The organism is Caulobacter sp. BE254, assembly GCF_031457295.1.
Classification (GTDB): Bacteria; Pseudomonadota; Alphaproteobacteria; order Caulobacterales; family Caulobacteraceae; genus Caulobacter.
The window spans coordinates 94,767-113,792 of sequence record NZ_JAVDWJ010000013.1 but is presented as its reverse complement, the minus strand read 5'-3'; the positions used below and the strand labels follow the sequence as shown (position 1 = coordinate 113,792).

Here is a 19,026-nt window from a genome sequence, read left to right as displayed (position 1 = left end):
GGTCGTGGCGGGTAGTGACACGCGCTGGCGAGTTGGGCTATGACTGTGTGATATCGATATCACGTGACGGCGTTCCAGCCGTCCCCCGGGGAGAGACGTCATGCGCAGACACGGGATTTTCCGATCGACGGCGGCCGGGGCGCTTCTAGGGTCCCTGATCCTGGGGCTGTCGAGCGCGGCCGTCGCCCAGAGCGACACCGACCCGAGCGGCGCGGCCCAGGTCGATCCGGACCTGCAGATCTACCCCGCGCCTCCGGCGAAGCTGGTCTACAGTCTGCACAATGACGACTTTACCGTGCGGGTGCGGCGTCCGGGCGGCCCGTGGCGCGATCTCTACGAATACGCCATCAAGGTCGACCAGGACCGTCCGCACGACGCCTCGCTGGTCCAGTTCGATTTCCGCGGGACCGTCGAGGTCGCCGTCCAGAAGAACAATGGCGACTTCCGCAGGGTCGAGGTCCGGCCTCGGCGTGACGCCGTCAAGACGACGGTGAAGGGCGGGGTCGTCTACTTCACCCTGGATCGGCCGCAGAACCTTTCGGTGGAGTTCGACGGCGACCGCCTGGGCAACCTGCACATCCTGGCGGGGACGCCGATCGCGCCGCCGGCCCCGGGGCCCGGCGTCGTCGTCTACGGCCCCGGCCTGCACCTTCCGCCCGACGGCGCGACCGCCTTCCCGGCCGCGTCGAACCAGACCCTCTACATCGCCGGCGGCGCGCTGATGCAGGGCGTGTTCCAGCCGACCAAGGTCGAGAACCTCAAGATCATTGGCCACGGGATGTTCCTGGAATCCGACCAGCTGGTGGTCCAGGATTCCGCCAACGTCCTGATCGAGGGGCCGACCTTCCTCAATCCCGTGCACGGGTCGATGGCGTGCAGTTCGTCGCGCCAGGTGCGGTTCCACGACGTCAAGGCGTTCGGCAAGGGCGCCTGGTCCGACGGGATCAACGTCTTCGCCTGCCAGGACGTCGACATCGACAGGGCCTTCATCCGCACCTCGGACGACAGCGTCGCGATCTACGCCACCCGCAAGAACGGTGTCGGCGACACCCGGCGCGTGCGGGTCAGCCGCTCGATCTTCTGGCCCGACGTGGCCCACGCCATGTTCGTCGGCCTGCACGGCGACAGCGTCAAACCGAATACGCTGGAGGACATCGTCTTCGATGACATCGACGTGCTCAACCTCGACGAGGACGATCCGGAATACGAGGGCGCGATGGCCATCAGCGCCGGCGACACCAACACCGTCCGCGACGTCACGTTCAGCAACATCCGCGTGGACCATGTCGAAGAGGGCAAGCTGATCAATCTGCGGGTGGTCTATAACGCCAAGTACAACACCAGCCCGGGCCTGCTGATCGACGGCGTCCACTTCCGGAACGTCAGCTATTCCGGATCGGGCTGGGCTGGGCCGTCGATCATCGGCGGCTACGCGCCGGACCGGCCGGTGCGCAACGTCACCTTCGACAATGTCACGATTGCCGGCCGCAAGCTGACGGGCCCGGCGCCGGAGGTTCTCGAGGTCGGTCCCCATGTCAGCGGGCTTTCGTTCAAGTAGTCCATCGTCTCTGCCTCTCGTCGATTTAGCCTAGCCGGGCGACGGCAAATCTTGGCTAGAATGCCGGCCAGGAACCGTGCGCGGGCGCGGCGACGGGTGGGAGAGCCTCTTGAGCGGAAAACGACGCCCCAGCGTGACCCTGCACGACGTGGCCAGGCACGCTGGCGTCTCCTCGATGACCGTTTCGCGGGTGATCAACGACTACGCCTTCATCAGCGATGCAGCGCGGGCCAAGGTGCTGAAGTCGATCGAGGAACTCGGCTACCGGCCCAACGCCGTGGCGCGCGCCACGCGCACCGGCGTGGCCCAGGTCGGGGTGCTCTATTCCAATCCCAACTCGTCCAACCTGAGCGCCTTCCTGATGGGGGCCTTCCGCAAGGCCGGCGAGATCGGCTGCCAGCTGCTGATCGAACCCTCGGCGGCCCATCCCACCCCGGCCAGGGCGGTGGTCAAGCTGATCGAGGCCGGGGTCGGGGCGGTGGTCCTGCCGCCGCCGTTGTGCGACGACGCCAAGATTCTCAAGCTGCTGGCCGCCGCCGGTGTCGGGCCCGTCAGCTTCGCCACGGCCAAACCCTCGCCGGACGTGACCTCGGTGGCGATCGACGACTTCGAGGGCGCGGCGATGATGACCCGGCACCTGATCGCGTTGGGCCATGTCGACATCGCCTTCATCCAGGGCGATCCGTCGCACTCCACGGCCTCGCGGCGCGAGGAGGGCTTTCGGGCGACCATGGCCGAGGCTGGCCTGGCCGTGCCCGACGCCCACGTCGTCCAGGGCCTCTACACCTATCGCTCGGGCCTGACGGCGGCCAGCCAGTTGCTGGGCCTGCGCCGCCGGCCGTCGGCGATCTTCGCCAGCAACGACGACATGGCCGCCGCCGTCAGCGCCGTCGCCCACGGCATGGGAATCGCCGTGCCGACCGAGCTGAGCATCGCGGGCTTCGACGATACGCCGGTGGCCTCGACCATCTGGCCGCAGCTGACGACCATCCATCAGCCGATCGCCGACATGGCCGCCACCGCCGTGGAGCTCGCCGCCGGCCTGGCGCGGCGCGACGCCGACGAGGACCAGGCGCGCAAGCACGTCCTGGCCGAACTGACCCTGGTGGTCCGCCAATCGACGGCGGCGCCCGCCGGCTGACGCGCCGGGGGAGAACCTGATCGACCTGAACGTCCACCCCTGATTGACGGCTTGGAAGGAGCGATGATATCGATATCAATCGTCGCGCCTTCGGGCGTCGATCATGAGAAAACAGGCCACGGCTCGAGCGCCGAAGGCTAGAGGTGTCTGGGAGGCGTCGATGATCAGCCCGCTCCGCAAGCGCGTTCGCGCCCCCGTACCGCGTCGGGCCGGAGCGCGGTGATGCTCCGCCCACCCGTCGACCGCCGCCGCTTCGTACTGCTGGCCGCCGCCGCGACCGCGCCGCTCGGCGTGGCGAGCGCCGCCCTGGCCAAGCCGAAACCGGCCGCAGCGCCGCTGCGGGTGGTCTCGCCCGACGGCCGAGTGCGGCTGGACCTGGACCCGCGGAATGGCGCCCTGGCCTGGAGCGTCCTTCGCGACGGTCGCGCAGTGCTTGGTCCCAGCCGGCTGGGGCTGGTCCTGGCCGACGGCCGCCCGTTGGGCGCGGGGGCGGTCGTCGTCTCGGTGTCGCGCCGCCGGCTGACGGGAACCTGGTCGCCGACCTTCGGGATCAGGGACGCCTATGACCAGGCCTGCGAGGAGATCACCGTCGACCTGCGCGACCCCGCGACCGGCATCGCTTTCGCCGTCGTGGCCCGGGCCTACGACGCCGGCTGCGCGGTCCGCTACGTCCTCCGCCAGGGCGTGACCCTGGCCGGCGAGGCCACGGGGTTCAACCTGCCGCCCGGCGTCGAGGTCTATTCCAGCCGCGACGAGGGCGAGTACCAGCGCTCGACGCCGGCGGCCCTGGCTCCGGTCGCCCATCCGGACCTGACGGGCAGTTCCGACGTCGGTCCGCTGGCCGACCTGCCGGTGACCGCTGTCCTGGCGAACGGCGGCGCCGTGCTGATCGCCGAGTCCGACAGCCTGCATTATCCCCGCGCCATGCTGCGGCCGGCGGCAGACCCGGCCGAGGGGCTGGCGGTCCACCTGATGCACTATCCCGGCCGCGCCACCGGCTGGTCGGGCCCCGGCGACACGCCGCCAGCTCCGACCTTCACGGTCGACGCGGGCCAGGCCACGCCGTGGCGGGTCCTGATCCTCGCCGACAATGTCGCCGGCCTGATCGAGCGCGCCGACCTGATCCCGACCCTGGCCACGCCCAATATGCTGGGCGACGTCGGCTGGGTGAAGCCGGGCAGGGCGGTACGGATCCGCAAACCCTACAGCACCGAAGCGGCCCTGAAGGTCGTCGCGTTCGCGGCGGCGCGGAAGCTCGACTATGTCGAGTTCGACGCCCACTGGTACGGCGACGGCACCGATCCCGGCGACGCCACCGTCCCCATCGCCGGTCTGGACCTGCAACGCATCATCGACGCGGCGCGCGCCCAGGGGATCGGCATGATCCTCTATGTCGATCGCGTGCCGGCCATGCGCCAGCGAGACGCGATCCTGGAGACCTATCGACGCTGGGGCGTGGCGGGGATCAAGTTCGGCTTTGTCTGGGAAGGCCGCCAGGCCGACAACGACTTCATCTTCGACCTGGTCAAGGCCTGCGGCGAGCACCGCCTGCTGGTCAATCTGCACGACAACCTGCGTCCGGCCGGTCTGGAGCGGACCCTGCCCAACTATGTCGCCCTGGAAGGGGTGCGCGGCAACGAGCAGTTCCCGACCGCCCGCCACAACGTCACCCTGCCGTTCACGCGCGCCGCGGCCGGGCCGATCGACTACACGATCTGCTACGCCAACCCGAAGAACCAGACGACCAACGCCCACCAACTGGCGATGGCGGCGGTCTACTACAATCCGCTGACCTTCCTCTATTGGTACGACACCCCGGATAAGTACGCCGGCCGGGCGTGGCCCGACCTTCAGTGGTTCGACGAATGCCCGACCACCTGGGACGAGACCCGGGCCCTGTCGGGCGCGATCGGGGAGCACGTCATGGTCGCGCGGCGTCATGGCCAGCGCTGGTTCCTGGGGGCGATGACCAACGAGTCGCCGCGCGTCCTGAAGGCGCCGCTGGTCTTCCTGGGCCGGGGACGATGGATGGCGACCGTGTTCGCCGACGGTCCCGCCGCGGCCAAGGCGTTCGAGACGCCCGTGGTCATCCGCAAGGTCCCGGTCACCGCCGCCACGGTGCTGTCGCTGGCGTTGGCGCCCGGCGGCGGCCAGGCCATCCTGTTCGAGCCCCTGTAGCGGAGACGCCCGTGCCCTTGGCCAAAACGATCCTGGGCGCGCTCCTGGCCTGCGCCGCGAGCACCTCGGTCCTGGCCCAGGCCGGACCGCCGCCGCCGTTCGCCGCCGACCAGGGGGACGGGACCTACCGCAATCCGGTGCTGGCCGGCGACTATTCCGATCCGGACGTGGTCCGGGTGGGCGAGGCCTACTACCTGACCGCCTCGTCGTTCACCAACGTGCCGGGCCTGCCGATTCTGAAGTCGACCGACCTGGTCAACTGGACGCTGATCGGCCACGCCCTGCCGCGGATCACGCCGGTGGCCCACCATGCGACGCCGCGGCGCGGCGGCGGCGTCTGGGCGCCGGCCATCCGCCACCGCGACGGCAAGTTCATGATCTACTATCCCGATCCGGACTTCGGGATCTTCCGGGTCACGGCCACCGATCCGGCCGGGCCCTGGAGCGCGCCGGTGCTGGTCGATGACAGCAAGGGCGCCATCGACCCGGCGCCGTTCTGGGACGACGAGGGCCAGGGCTGGCTGGTGCACGCCTGGGCCGGCAGCCGGGCGGGGTTCAGCAACGTCATCACCGCGCGGCGCCTGAACGCGACGGGCGACCGGACGGTGGGAGAGCCGGTGACCCTGATCGACGGCGCCAAGCTGCCGGAGGTCGCCACCAGTTTCGGCCCGTCGCCCTGGTTCACCACCGAGGGGCCCAAGCTCTACAAGCGCGGCGGCTGGTACTACCTCTTCGCCCCGGCCGGCAGCGTGAAGGGCGGCTGGCAGGGGGTGTTCCGGTCCCGCGCCCTGCTGGGCCCCTACGAAGGCCGCAACGTCCTCGACCAGGGCATGACGGAGATCAACGGGCCCCACCAGGGCGCCTGGGTGACCACGCCGAAGGGCGAGGACTGGTTCCTGCATTTCCAGGACACCGACTCCTACGGCCGGCGGGTCTGGCTGGAGCCCATGGCCTGGAAGGGCGGCTGGCCGGTGATCGGCCAGGACCTCGACGGCGACGGCCGCGGCGAGCCGGTGCTGAAATGGCGCAAGCCCAAGGTCGATCGGCGAGCGGTCCCGACCGCGGTCCAGGCCAGCGACACCTTCGACGGCGCGCTGTCCCTGGCGTGGCAATGGAACGCCAATCCGGGCGAGGACTGGAGCAGCCTGACGGCCCGGCCTGGGGCGCTGCGCCTGAAGTCCATCTCCTCGCCGGAGAACCTATGGGAAGCCGGGGCGCTGCTGACCCAGAAGCTGCCGGGGCCGAGCTTCAGCGCGACCACCAGGATCGATTTCGCGCCCAAGGCCGTCGGCGAGCGCGCCGGTCTGGTGATGTTCGGCGCCGACTACGCCTGGATCGGCCTGGAAAAGACGGCCGACGGCGTGCGCCTGGTGCGCGTGGATCGGGTCGGCGCCGACGCCTTCCAGCCCGAACGGATCACTGTGGGCCTGACCTCGGCGCCGGCCGGCGTCTACCTCAGGCTCAGCGCCTCGCCGATCACCGTCGCCGACCCGCCGCCGAGCTTCGCCCACTACGCGCCGTCGATGCTGCGCTCGACCCATGCCCGGGTGGTGTTCAGCTACAGCCTGGACGGGGTGACCTACACGCCGCTCGGCGATCCGTTCGTCAGCAAGCCGGGGCGATGGGTCGGCGCGCAGATGGGCGTCTTCAGCCAGGCGGCCTCGGGCCGGCCGGCCTATGCCGCCACGCGGGTCGGCTGGACCGACGTCGAGTCGTTCGAGGTCGCGCCCTAGAGCCCACGAGGCGGACCTGCGGCGGGAATGATATCGATAACTACTCTCGCGTGTGCCGAGCCGGTTTTCAGGGGCCAGGGACCTCATTTGGGTCGATAATCTGCAATAGTAGGACAATTGGCGTATTGCCATTTATCTTGATATCGATAACAGTACGTCAGCGGCGGATACGACCGCCAAGACGAAAATGAAATGGCCTCGGCGTCGCCGCGGGTCGTTCAGGAGCGAAACGAAGAGGCCAACCGCAACTGCGTCGGAGCGTCACGGCAAAGCCGGGCGCGTCGTGCGCTACCGTCGCCCTGACCGGGCGGCGCAACGAGATCATCCGGAGGGGACACCATGTCGAAGCCAACCCACAACCGCTCGGCCCACAAGCGTTCGGCCAACGGGCGACTCCTGGCCACCGCGTCGATGACCGCCCTGCTGGCGGCCGGCTGGACGGCGGCCAACGCCCAGACGGCCGCAGCGCCCGCCAACGACACCGCCGTCGCCGAAGTGGTCGTCACCGGCATCCGCCAAAGCCTGCAGTCGTCGGTGGCGATGAAGAAGAACACCATGGAGGTGGTCGACTCCATCCGAGCCGAGGACATCGGCAAGCTGCCCGACCCCAACGTCGCCGAGACCCTGACCCGGGTGCCGGGCGTGCAAGGTTACCGCTATGGCGGCGAAGGCGCCTCGCCGGTGGGCGTCGGCTCGGGCCTGACCATCCGCGGCCTGTCGGGCCAGACGGCGTCGCAGGTCGACGGCCGCGCCTACTTCACCGCCGGTGGCAGCGAGTTCAACATCGAGGCCGCCATTCCGGGCATGATCGCCGGGCTGGACGTCTACAAGAACCCGTCGGCCGAGCACATCGAGGGCGGCATCGGCGGCCTGGTCGACGTGCGCACGCGCCGCCCGCTGGACCTGAAGGGCTTCACCGCCAGCGCCGCGATTTCCGGCAAGTACAACGACATGGTCAAGAGCCTGCAGCCGGAATATTTCGGCTTGGTCGCCAATCGCTGGAACGTCGGCGAGGGCGAGATGGGCCTGCTGCTGGCCGCCAACTACCAGAAGAGCTGGAACCGTTCCGACAACGGCCCCGGCCCCGGCGGCGCCCAGCTGCGCCGGGCGGTCCGCGCCGACAGCGCCGAATACCTGGCCAACACCAGCCTGAATCGCGCGTTTGTCGGCCGCAGCGACGTGACCTATCTGGCCGACGTTGCCGATCCCCTGGCCCTGACCGCGGCCGAACGCGCCAACCTGATCAATTTCGCCGGCGTGCAGATCAATGAGAACGAAGAAGACATCAAGCGCACCCGCAAGGGCGTCAACGGCGCCTTCCAGTGGAAGCCGAAGTCGAATCTCGAATTCTATGTCGACGGCAACTACAACTCGTATCTCTATCACCAGAATTATCAGTTCCTGAATTCGAGCGACAGCCGCTACGCCCAGACCCTGACCACCACCCCGTTCAGCACCACCGAGGGCCTGACCAGCCGCAACGCCAACGGCGGCGAGGACGTTGTCCTGGCTGGCCAGCGCTTCGCCAGCGGCACCTTCCTCGGCTCAACCTTCACCAGCACCGGCGGCGACGAGCACCGGCTCTACAAGACCTGGATCCTGGCCGGCGGCGCCAAGTGGAGCCCGACCGACGACCTGGACCTGAAATTCGACCTGTCCTACGTCAAGGCCGACCAGCACCAGGACAACCGCTCGGTCATCATGGTGCCGCGGTCGGGCCTAGCCTGGAACACCACCCGCGCGATCGGCGCGCAGCAGCAGGTTTCGATCTCGGGGCCCGATCTGGCCAGCCCCGGCACCTGGGCGTTCCAGAAATACTCCAACGGCACCAATAACATTTACGACGACGAGGGCCTCGCCGCTCAGTTCGACGGCAAATATAAGCTGCATGACAACTTCATCGACGACATCAAGTTCGGCGCGCGCTACTATCGAAAGAAATCAAGATTTTACAATTATTCGTTCTTCGACAAGTTCCTGACGACCAATGGTGCGGCGTTGGCGGCCGATTATTCGAATGCGGTCTATGTCACCAGCGCCCAGGACCTCGTCAAAGCGTCCCACAACAACTGGCTCGACGGTGACGCTGGCTACGGCGGCGGTTTCCTGACCTTCGACCCTGACGCGCTGCTGGGCGACAACGTCCGCAACCGCTTCCCGCTGGCCGGAGCCCCCGCCGAGGACTCCCTGCCCGAAACCCTTCTGTCGCGCCGATTGGCGACCGAAGAGACCTTCGCCGGCTACGGCGTCGCCGACTTCAGCTTCCTGGACGACAAGATCCGCGGGAATCTCGGCGTGCGGGTCGTGCGCACCAACCTCGACGCCGAGGCGCGGATCACCGACTCCAGCACCGGCACGCCGCTCGTGATCCCCAACAAGAGCAGCAACGCCTATACTGACGTCCTGCCAACCTTTAATGTCACCGGCTACATCACCCCCGACACCCTGCTGCGCTTCGGCTATGGCCAAGGCCTGACCCGGCCCAGCGTCGGCGACATCAACCCGACCATTTCGGTCAACACCGCCAACGGCACGGGATCGCAAGGTAACGCCGACCTGGCGCCGCTGCATGCCGACAGCTACGATGTGTCGTTCGAGAAATACTTCAACGGCACGAGCTATGTTTCGGCGGCGGTATTCTACAAGAAGATCGATGGTTTCGTTCTTGGCGTAGAGAATTGCCAGGCCGTCGCGACCGCTCCGGCCTATAGCGGGGCGACCTCGAACAGCTGCCCGACCGGCCAGTACCGCGTCACCACGCCGGTCAACGCCAATCCCGGCACGGCCAAGGGCGTTGAACTGGCCTTCCAGACCTTCTTCGACTACGACTTCTTGCCGCATGTGCTGAAGAACTTCGGCGTTCAGGGCTCCTATACCCACGTCAAGACCGAGCTGCCAGTGAAGTTGAACGGCGCGGCGAAATCGACGACGGTCGTGCGCCAGCCCTTCCAGTCGGACGACAACTACAGCATCGCCGGCCTCTATGAGAGCGGCTTTATGTCGGCGCGGATCGTCTACACCTACCGCTCCGACTACGTTCTCTTTGGGGTTTCGGCCAACCCGATCGATGGCCGCTACCTGAAGGGCTACGGCCTGCTCGACGCCTCGGTGAACTTCAACCTGCGCAGGGACATGACCCTGTCGCTGACCGCGTCGAACCTCACCAACAAGGCGCCCCAGCGCTATGTGGGCGAGCCCGACAACGGCAACGACACTGACATCCTGCGCCAGTCCTACGCCAACGGCCGCATCTATGGGGTGAGCCTCCGCTACAAGTTCGGCGGCTAACCCGATCACCCATCCTCCCCCTGCTGCGCCGCCCTTCGGGGCGGCGCTTTTTTGTGGGACAGCCCGGTCAGGTCACGCCGCGCGGCCAGCCAGGCCGCGAAGACGGGCAGGGCCAGCAGGGTCAGGGCGGTGGAGGTCAGCAGGCCGCCGATGACGACGGTGGCCAGCGGCTTCTGCACCTCCGCTCCCGGACCGATGGCGACGGCCATGGGCAGAAAGCCCAGCATGGCGACCAGGGCGGTGGTCAAGACCGCCCGAAGGCGGCCCGCCGTGCCGATGACCACCGCCTCGACCGGCTCAAGCCCGGCGGCCAGCTGCTGCTTGATGCTCTGCATCAGCACTAGCCCGTTCAGCGTCGCCACGCCCGACACGGCGATGAAGCCGATGGCGGCCGAGATCGAGAACGGCGTGCCGCGCAACGCCAGGGCTATCGCGCCGCCGACCAGGGCCAGGGGCACGCAGGCGAAGACCAGCGCCGCCTCCGTCGCCGAGCCCAGGGCGAAGTACAGCAGGACCGCGATCACCAGGAAGACCGCCGGCACGATCACGGTCAGGCGCGCCGAGGCCCGCTCCAGGTTCTCGAACTGGCCGCCCCAGTCGAGCCACGAGCCGGCCGGCAGGGGAACCTGGTCGCGGACCGCGGCCTTTGCCTCGGCGACGAAGCCGCCCAGGTCGCGGCCCCGGACATTGGCCTGGACGATGATCCGGCGCTTGCCGTTCTCGCGGCTGATCTGGTTGGGTCCCTCGGCGGCGTCGAAGCGGGCCAGGGTCGACAGCGGGATCGCCGCCGTGCCGGGCGCGGCGCCTTCGGGCATCACCGGCAGCTGCCCCATCACGGCCGGATCGTTGCGGCGCTGCTCGTCCAGGCGCACGACCACGTCGAACCGCCGGTCGCCTTCGAGGATATGGCCCGCCTCGCGTCCGCCCAGGCCGATGGCCAGGGCGTCGGCGGCGTCGCTGGCGTGGACGCCCAGGGCGGCGGCCGCCGTGCGGTCCACCGTGGCGGTGATCGTCGGCTGGCCCGAGACCTGCTCGACCTTGACGTCGGCCGCGCCCCGCACGCCGCGCAGCGCCTTGGCGACCTTCTGGGCGGTCTGGTCCATGACCGCGAAGTCGTCGCCATAAACGCTGACGGCGACGTCCGAGCGGACCCCGGCGATCAGCTCGTTGAACCGCATCTGGATCGGCTGGGTGAACTCGTAGGCGTTGCCCAGATGCTTGCTCAGCGCTGTCTCCATGCGCGCGACCAGTTCGGCCTTGGGCAGGCGCGGATCGGGCCAGTCCTTGCGCGGCTTGAGGATGACGAAGGTGTCCGAGGCGCTGGGCGGCATGGGGTCGGAGGCGATCTCCGCGGTGCCCGTACGGGTGAACACCAGGGCGACCTCCGGCATGGCCGCCAGGGTCTTCTCGACCCGGAACTGCATGGCCTGGCTCTGTTCCAGCGAGATCGACGGCACGCGCGAGGCCTGGACCATCAGGTCGCCCTCGTCGAGCGTCGGGATGAACTCGCGGCCCAGGCTCAGGAAGGCGACGACGCCGACCAGCAGGGCCACCCCGGCGCCCGCCGCCACCGCGACCGGCCGGGCGACGAGGCCGCGCAGCACGGGCTCGAACCGCGCGCGGGCGGCGGTCATGACCCGGGTCTCGCCGTGCCCCTTGGGTTCGCCGATCAGCAGGGCGGCCATGGCCGGCACGAAGGTCAAGGACAGCAGGAAGGCCCCGGCCAGGGCGAACATCACGGTCGCCGCCATCGGGCCGAACATCTTGCCTTCCACGCCCTCGAACGCCAGCAGCGGCGCATAGACCATCAGGATGATGGCCTGGCCGAAGGCGGCGGGCCGCGCCATCTCGCGGGCCGAGGACGCGGCGATCGCGATCCGCTCGCCGGCGTCCAGCGGCCGGCCCAGCGCCTTCCGTCGCAGCGCCAGCCGGCCCAGGGTGTTCTCGATCACCACCACCGCCCCATCGACGATCAGGCCGAAGTCCAGCGCCCCCAGGCTCATCAGGTTGCCGCTGATCCCGAAGCGCCGCATGGCGATGGCCGCGAACAGGAACGACAGCGGGATGACCAGGGCGGTGATGATCGCCGCCCGGATGTTACCCAGGGCGACGAACAGCACGGCGATGACCAGCAGGGCGCCGAAGGCCAGGTTGTGCTCGACCGTGGCGATGGTGGCGTCGACCAGGTCGGTGCGGTCCAGCACCGGCTTGACCACGACGCCGGCCGGCAGGCTGGCCTGGATCTCCTTCAGGCGCTCGCCGACCCGCGCGGCGACGGTCCGGCTGTTCTCGCCCGCCAGCATCAGGGCGGTGCCGATGACGACCTCGCGTCCCGCCTCGCTGGCCGAGCCTAGGCGCGGAGCCTGGCCGACCACGACGGTGGCGACGTCCGAGACGCGGACCACCGCCGAGCCGCGCCGCCCAACAGGGGTTTCGGCCAGTTCGGCCAGGGTCTTCACCCGGGCGTCTGCGCGCACGATATAGGCCTCGCCGCCCCGCTGGACATAGCCCGCGCCCTCGACCCGGTTGGCGTGCTCCAGGGCCTCGATCAGTTGCGGCAGGCCGATGCCGAACGCCGCCAGCTTGGCCGGGTCGGGCTGGACGACGTACTGCTTGACGTAGCCGCCCAGCACGTCGACGCCGGCCACGCCCTTCAGCGTCTTGAGCTGCGGGGCGACGATCCAGTCCTGGACCGTGCGCAGGTAGGTGGCCTTCTGGACGTCGGTGGTCAGGCGGTCGCCCTCAGGGGTGACATAGACCGCGCCGGGCCGCGCCGCCGGGCCCGACAGCTCGACCGTCCAGATATAGACCTCGCCCAGCCCGGTGACCGGCGGTCCCATGGCGGGCTCCAGCCCATCGGGCAGGTCGGCACGGGCGGCCTGCAGCCGCTCGTTGATCAGGTTACGGGCGAAATAGAGATCGGTGGCGTCGGTGAAGACGGCGGTGATCTGCGAGAAGCCGTGCCGCGACAGCGAGCGGGTCTCGACCAGGCCCGGTATGCCGGCCAGGGCCGTCTCGACCGGGAAGGTGACCTGGCGCTCGACCTCTTCCGGGCCGAGGGCCGGGGCGATGGTGTTGATCTGCACCTGGCGGTTGGTGACGTCGGGGACCGCGTCGATGGGCAGGCCGGCCAGCTGGCTTCCGCCATAGGCCAGCAGGGCCATGGCCAGCAGGGCGACGATCCAGCGGAAGCGGACGGAAAGGTCGATCAGGCGCGCGAGCATGGCTTAGTCCTCATGTCCGGCTTCGCCCTTGCCGAGTTCGGCCTTGAGCAGGAAGGCGCCCTTGCCGGCGATGCGTTCGGTTCCGCCCAGGCCGCGCAGGATCTCGGTGGAGCCGGCGGCGACCCGTCCGGGGGTCACCGGCGTGGCGCGGAAGCCGCCGGCCTCGACCACGAAGACGACCGGGCGGCCCTCGACGGTCTGGATCGCCTCGCTGGGCACGATGATCGCGCCGCCGGCGTTAGCGCCCGTCATCACCCGCGCCGAGACGACGGACCCGACGGGGGCGGTCTTGCCCCAGGGCGTGGCGCGAACGACGGCGATGTTGCCCCCGGACGCGCCGGGCGCCACCGCGCTGATCGTGGCCGCGGCCTCCTGGCCGTCCGGGGTCTGCACATGGATCACCTGGCCAAGCCGGATCGCGTCGGCGGCGGCGGCGGGCGCGTCGAAGACGTATTCGGCGCGGCTCGCGTCGGCGATCTCGGCGACCAGGGCGCCCTGGGTCAGGAAGCCGCCGACCTGGGTCTCGATCCGCGTCACCACGCCCTCGATCGGGCTGCGCAGGATCGCGACGCCGTTGGCGCCGGGCCCGCCCATGGCGCGGACCTGGGCTTGGGCGGCGCGGTGGTCGGCCTGGGCCTTTTCGGCGGCGGCCTGGCTGGCTTCCCAGTCCTGGCGCGCGACCACGCCGGCCTCGAACAGGCGGCGGTCGCGGCTCGCTGCGGCCTGGGCGGCCCGGGCGCCGGCCGCGGCGGCGTCCAGGCTGGCGCGGCCCGAGGCGGCGTCGGCGCTGCGCAAGGTGGCGATCGGCGAGCCGACGGCGACCGCCGCGCCGGCCGAGACGTGCACGCGCTCCACCGCCCCCGACACCGGCGCGGCCAGGGCGGCCAGGGCGTTGGCGGCCAGGGTCACGCGGCCGGGCAGCAGGATGTCGGCCCCGCCGCCGCGCCCCGGCGTGACGACCGAAACGCCGGCCGCCGCCGCGTCGGCGGGCTTGAGCGGCACCAGGCCGGTCTCGCCATGGCCGCCATGCTCGGCGCCTTCCTCCTCGGGAGCAGGGGCGGGCGCGGCCGGACGGTCCTGGAACACTTGGGCGGCGCCGAAGCCGAGCCCGGCGGCGACGATCAGAGCGACCGCCGAGGCGATGAGGGAGCGACGAGCGATCACGGCTGATCTCCGAACGGAACATGACCTTGGGCGCGGGCGAGGTCGGCCAGCGCCTTGACGCGGGCCAGCTTGGTGTCGACGGCGCGTCCTCGCGCGGCGATCAGGTCGCGGCGGGCGGCCAGCAGTTCGGACAGCGGCAGCCGGCCGGCGTCATAGCCGATCCTGGCCAGGCGATGGGCCTCGGCGGCGGCGGTTTCCGCCTGCCACGACGCGTCCAGCGTCTGGTCGGCGGCCGCGGCCTGGGCGGCGGCCGCGCGGCGATCGCCATCCTGCTCGGCCTGGGTCATGGCCAGCCGGGCCTGGGCGGCCTGGGCGTTGGCCGTGGCCGCCGCGACCGCGCCACGGTTGCGGTCAAACAGCGGCAGGGGCGCCGAGATCCCGAAGACCGCGGCCGTGGCGTCCTCGTCCTGAAACCGGCGCACGCCGAAGCTGAGGGCGAGATCGGACGCGCGGCGGGCGCGCTCCACGGCGACGCGGCGCTCGGCGGCGTCGCGTTCGGCCCGCGCGGCGGCGATGGCCGGGCTGAAGGCCGGCTCCGGCGGCGCGGGCGGCGGAACGGCGTCCAGTAAGCCGCCCGCCACGGCGGCGTAGCGCTCTGGCGAGCCGGTCAGGGCGCTCAGGCGGGCCAGGGCGGTCTCGGCCTCGGCCCCGGCCGTGCCCAGTTCGGCGCGGGCGGTGGCCAGGCCGGCGTCGGCCTGGACCGCCCGGACCTGGGCCTCCTTGCCGTTGTCGACCAGCAGCCGGGCGGCCCTGGCGTCGGCCTGGGCCAGGTCGACGCTGTCGCGGGCGATGGCCAGGCGCTGCTGCGCCGCCTCGGCGTTGGCGTAGGCCAGCATGAGGTCGCGGGCGAAGTCTATTTGTCCCAGGGCGGCGCGCGCTTGGGCGGCGGCGAGGTCGGCCTGGGCCGCCGAGGTTCGCGCCGCGCGCTTGCCGCCCAGCTCCAGCGGCTGCTCGATCGACAGGGTGGTCTCGGCGCGGCCGAAGTCCTTGTAGGGGCCCGAGCCGGCGGCGTTCTCGACCACCAGGCCGAGGGTCGGGTTGGGACGGGCGGCGGCTTGGACCGCCAGGCCCTCGGCCGCGCGGGTCTCGGCGACGCCCAGCGCCAGGCAGGGCGCCGAGGTCTGGGCCTGCTTCAGCAGGATCGGGAAGGGCGGGGCGGTCTGGGCCGCGACCGACGTGCAGAGCACCCCGGACGCGACGCAGGCCAAGGCCGCATGTAGCGGCCATCGGTTCGACGGCATGAGAATTCCTCGCGATGGATGGACGACGGCGCGCGGAAGGCGCGCGGGCCGTCAGCCGCGAGGCGGTCGGTCGGGGCCGGAGAGGGTGCGCGAGGCGAGCGCCGGGGCGGACATCCCGAGGTGCGCGGAGGCGGCGAGCATGGGTGCGGAAATCGTCGCGACCAGCGCGTCGAGCATGGCCCCGCCATGGTGGCAATGGCCGCCCACGCAGCACGCCGACTCACAGGGCGCGCCGTGGTCCTGCAGGTCGCCCTGGACGGCCTGGGCGCCGGTCAGGCTCGTCTCGGCGACGGGCGCGGCGTCGTCGTAGATGCACGCCGCCAGGCTGACCGAGGGCGCGACGACGAGCAGCGCCAGGACGCAGGCGGCCATCAGGCCCCCCAGGTTCCGCCACCATGTCATCGTTCGCCGCATGGCCGTCCTATAGCTTCGGCCGCCCGACTTGAGAACGCGTTACATGATTACACAGCCGGCGAGCGGGCGGCGGGCGCGTCGCTCAGGCTCAGCTCGCGCGGCGCCAGGTCTGGGTCTTGCAGAAGGGCGCGACGACGCAGCCCTTCAGGCTGAGCAGGCCGTCCGGGCGCAAGGTCATGACGCCCTTGTAGGTGCCGCCGTCCTCGGGGTTGTAGACCCAGCCGTCGCCCCAGCGGCCCGGTCCGGTCGGCCGGACCTTCATGAACATCAGGTTGCGCAGGAGCCGTCCCCGCTGGGTCGCATCGCGGTTGCGGATGTCCTTCTGTCCGGGGTCGGCCCGGATGTGCGGCGAGATGACGATATAGCCGCACAGGCCGTCGTCGCAGCGCTCCAACCGCACGGTCGAGCCGCCGTCGCCGGGGGCGTTCCACAGCCCCGTCACGTCGGCCGCCTGCGGGCTCAGCCCTGCGGCGAGGGCCAGGGCGGCGATCACGCCACCGCCTCGGCCGGCGCATAGGAGGCCGACAGGTCCTGCTCGGCCTGGCGCATCAGCGCCCGGTCGTCGTGCTGCCACGGGTGGAAGCCCGGCCGGAAGTAGGCGAGGTAGGCCCACAGCACCTGTCTCAGCATGCCCGGCTTGACCAGCATGAAGCGCAACAGCCGTCGCCAGCTGCGGGTGTTGTTGATCCCGTCGGCGGTGAAGATGTCGCCGATATTGCTGCCGACTGTCGCGAACAGCAGGCGGGTGGCGGCGATCATGGTCATGGTCCGCAGGGTCCAGCGCCGCCAGGCCGGCAGCCGCGCGGCGGCCAGCATGAAGGTGTCGTAGGCGACGGCCTTGTGCTCGACCTCCTCGATGGCGTGCCAGCGCCACATGGCCTTGGCTTCGTCGGAAGCGCCGTCCAGGTGGCGCGGATCGGCCAGCAGGGCGTGGGCCAGGATGGCGGTGAAGTGCTCCAGCGCCACGGTCGCGCCCAGCTGTTGCAGCGGCGGCCGGCTGCGGGCGAAGGCCAGGCGGTCGCGGGTGCGCTGCTCCATCGCCGCGACGTCGAAGCCGTGGTCGGCGACCTGCTTGTTGAAGAACAGGTGCTCGCGGGTGTGCATCGCCTCCTGGGCCAGGAAGCCGGCGATCTGCTGGCGCAGTTCGGGCGGCGCCACGTTGCGATAGTGGCGGACCGCGTCCATGAAGAACCGTTCGCCCTGGGGGAAGGTCACCGACAGGGCGTTGTAGAAGGCCGTGCCCACCGGGTCGCCGCCCAGCCACCAGCGGCCCGCGTGCGTGTCGCGGCCGAAGGCCATGTCGCGGGCGCGGATGTCGAGGTCCGACGGGGTCTTGTCCAGCTTGCTCATGAAGGGGGCTCCTGGCGCGCCGTCGTCGACGGCGGCGGGGGTTTGGGAGGCGGGGAGCGTCACGCGCCGGGCGCGACCGGGCTCCGCACGGGATGAAAGGGATGGGTCAGGCGGCCGCGGAGCGCGTCGGGGACCGCCCGGTTTCCCGGCCACATCCCGGTCGTCGCGGCGGCATGGCATGGAAAGGCCTGGGCCATGGCGGCAACTTCTCCTAAACTGCCTGTCAATAAGGCGACGATTCTGGACCGCCCAGATCGCCGTCGGACCGCGGAATATATCGACGCCCGACGATATCTACATGCATGTAAGTTACATTGATGTCAATAGAAGGTCCTGAAATCGGGACGACCGCCAAGCGTCGGCGCCGGGTGCCCGAGGTCGCGCGCCGCGAGGCGCTGGTGTCGGCGCGGCGGTTGCTGATCACCTCGGGGCCGACGGCCGTCACCTTGAAGGCGGTGGGCGACGAGATCGGCGTGACCCACGCCAACCTGATCCATCACTTCGGGTCGGCGGCCGGCCTGCAGTCGGCGCTGATGGAATCGATGGTCCGCGACCTGACCGACGCCCTGGGCGCGGCCGTGGAGCAGCTGCGCTCGAACCCCGGCGCGCCCCGGGCGCTGGTCGACGCGGTGTTCGACGCCTTCGACCAGGGCGGGGCGGGGCGCCTGGCCGCCTGGATCGCTCTGTCCGGCGACCTCCAGCACCTGGAACCGGTCCGGGCCGCCGTGCGCGACCTGGTCGACGCCATCTGCGAGACCTTCGCCGCCGAGGGCGAGCAGACCCATCACCGCGTCACCTCGGCGGTGCTGTTCATCGCGCTATACGCGTTTGGCGACGCGGTGATCGGCGCGCCCCTGCGCGACATGCTCGATCGCGAGGATGACGCCGGCCGCAAGATCGTGGCCCGGCTGCTGCCGACTTTCCTGTTCTGATCCGGCCTGTTTTGGCCCGGTCGAGAGACGCCTGACGCGGGGTCAACCGCGACGGGTTTACATCCTATGCGGATGTCGCCCATGCTGTCGTTGACTTCAATATAAATAGTGACGGTCATGGCGGAGGCGGGCAAGGCGAAGGACGAGCAGGCCGTTCGGCGGAGGCGATCCCCCGACGAGGCCCGCGCCCAGGCCCTGGTCAGCGCCCGCAAGCTGTTGATCGCCGGCGGTCCCAACAGCCTGACCCTGCAGGCCGTGGCCCAGGACATTGGCGTCACCCACGGCACCCTGATCCATCATTTCGGCTCGGCGGCCGAGCTGCAATCGGCCCTGATGGGCGCGATGGTCCGCGACCTGGCCGTGGCGCTGGAGTCGGCCGTGGCCCATGTCCGTTCCGACGAGCGAGCGCCCAGAACCGTTGTGGACATCGTGTTCGCGGCCTTCGACGAAGGCGGGGCGGGACACCTGGCGGCGTGGATCGCCCTGTCCAACCGTTACGAGCATCTGGAGCCCGTGCGCGAAGCGGTCGTCGACCTGGTCGCGGCGCTGAACGAGAAGGTCCTGACCTCCGGCGACGATCCGCCCCGGCACATCCCCTCGGCCCTGCTGCTGATCACCCTGTGCGCCTTCGGCGACGCGGTGATCGGGGGACCCTTGCGTGAAATGCTCGGTCGCGACCGCGACGCCGTGCGCCGCTTGGCCGCCAACTTGCTCCCGGCCCTGATCGAATAATCAACACCAGCGTCAATAAGTATTGACACCTAGGTGAATAGACGCATCCTTAGGGTGAGGAGCGCCCCGCC

General features: G+C 70.2%; 13 protein-coding genes. 7 read left to right on the top strand and 6 right to left on the bottom strand.

From position 1 onward, the window contains the following. The first annotated feature begins 100 nt into the window (after positions 1–100). The 5 genes from J2X41_RS20255 (at position 101) to J2X41_RS20235 (ending at position 9,898) form a co-directional block, all read left to right on the top strand. Positions 101–1,558, top strand: coding sequence for a glycosyl hydrolase family 28 protein (locus J2X41_RS20255; RefSeq protein ID WP_310084997.1), 1,458 nt, complete (start codon positions 101–103; stop codon positions 1,556–1,558). 109 nt (positions 1,559–1,667) lie between these two features. After that, on the top strand, positions 1,668–2,699 hold the full coding sequence (locus tag J2X41_RS20250; RefSeq protein ID WP_310084995.1) for a LacI family DNA-binding transcriptional regulator: 1,032 nt from the start codon (positions 1,668–1,670) through the stop codon (positions 2,697–2,699). A gap of 222 nt (positions 2,700–2,921) precedes the next feature. After that, positions 2,922–4,877 carry a glycoside hydrolase family 97 catalytic domain-containing protein gene (locus J2X41_RS20245; protein ID WP_310084993.1) on the top strand — a complete coding sequence of 652 codons (1,956 nt, stop codon included), beginning with the start codon at positions 2,922–2,924 and terminating at the stop codon, positions 4,875–4,877. 11 nt (positions 4,878–4,888) lie between these two features. After that, entirely contained in the window at positions 4,889–6,610 is a 1,722-nt protein-coding gene (locus J2X41_RS20240) for a glycoside hydrolase 43 family protein (RefSeq protein ID WP_310084987.1), read from the top strand. Positions 6,611–6,949: 339 nt separating this feature from the next. After that, positions 6,950–9,898 carry a TonB-dependent receptor gene (locus J2X41_RS20235; RefSeq protein WP_310084984.1) on the top strand — a complete coding sequence of 983 codons (2,949 nt, stop codon included), beginning with the start codon at positions 6,950–6,952 and terminating at the stop codon, positions 9,896–9,898. Between the two features lie 5 nt (positions 9,899–9,903). Here J2X41_RS20235 and J2X41_RS20230 read toward each other — a convergent pair whose 3' ends face one another. The 6 genes from J2X41_RS20230 to J2X41_RS20205 all read right to left on the bottom strand — a co-directional run bounded on the left by J2X41_RS20230 (position 9,904) and on the right by J2X41_RS20205 (position 17,291). Beyond that, positions 9,904–13,122 (bottom strand): CusA/CzcA family heavy metal efflux RND transporter, encoded by a 3,219-nt coding sequence (locus J2X41_RS20230; protein ID WP_310084981.1) that lies wholly within the window; start codon positions 13,120–13,122, stop codon positions 9,904–9,906. A 3-nt stretch (positions 13,123–13,125) separates the two neighbouring features. Then, positions 13,126–14,286 (bottom strand): efflux RND transporter periplasmic adaptor subunit, encoded by a 1,161-nt coding sequence (locus J2X41_RS20225; protein WP_310084979.1) that lies wholly within the window; start codon positions 14,284–14,286, stop codon positions 13,126–13,128. Continuing rightward, the gene (locus J2X41_RS20220) at positions 14,283–15,527 is read right to left on the bottom strand and encodes a TolC family protein (RefSeq protein WP_310084977.1); all 1,245 of its coding nucleotides are present in this window, start codon (positions 15,525–15,527) and stop codon (positions 14,283–14,285) included. Before J2X41_RS20220 ends, J2X41_RS20225 begins: the two co-directional genes overlap by 4 nt. A 51-nt stretch (positions 15,528–15,578) precedes the next feature. Then, the gene (locus J2X41_RS20215) at positions 15,579–15,899 is read right to left on the bottom strand and encodes a hypothetical protein (protein WP_310084974.1); all 321 of its coding nucleotides are present in this window, start codon (positions 15,897–15,899) and stop codon (positions 15,579–15,581) included. A gap of 130 nt (positions 15,900–16,029) precedes the next feature. Continuing rightward, positions 16,030–16,434, bottom strand: a complete 405-nt coding sequence (locus J2X41_RS20210; protein ID WP_310084973.1) for a DUF2147 domain-containing protein — start codon at positions 16,432–16,434, stop codon at positions 16,030–16,032. Continuing rightward, positions 16,431–17,291, bottom strand: coding sequence for a metal-dependent hydrolase (locus tag J2X41_RS20205; protein ID WP_310084970.1), 861 nt, complete (start codon positions 17,289–17,291; stop codon positions 16,431–16,433). Before J2X41_RS20205 ends, J2X41_RS20210 begins: the two co-directional genes overlap by 4 nt. Positions 17,292–17,608: 317 nt before the next feature. Between J2X41_RS20205 and J2X41_RS20200 the strand changes: the two genes are divergently transcribed. Continuing rightward, positions 17,609–18,223 carry a TetR/AcrR family transcriptional regulator gene (locus J2X41_RS20200; RefSeq protein WP_310084967.1) on the top strand — a complete coding sequence of 205 codons (615 nt, stop codon included), beginning with the start codon at positions 17,609–17,611 and terminating at the stop codon, positions 18,221–18,223. Positions 18,224–18,340: 117 nt separating this feature from the next. Next, positions 18,341–18,955, top strand: a complete 615-nt coding sequence (locus J2X41_RS20195) for a TetR/AcrR family transcriptional regulator (protein ID WP_310085068.1) — start codon at positions 18,341–18,343, stop codon at positions 18,953–18,955. Positions 18,956–19,026: the final 71 nt, after the last annotated feature.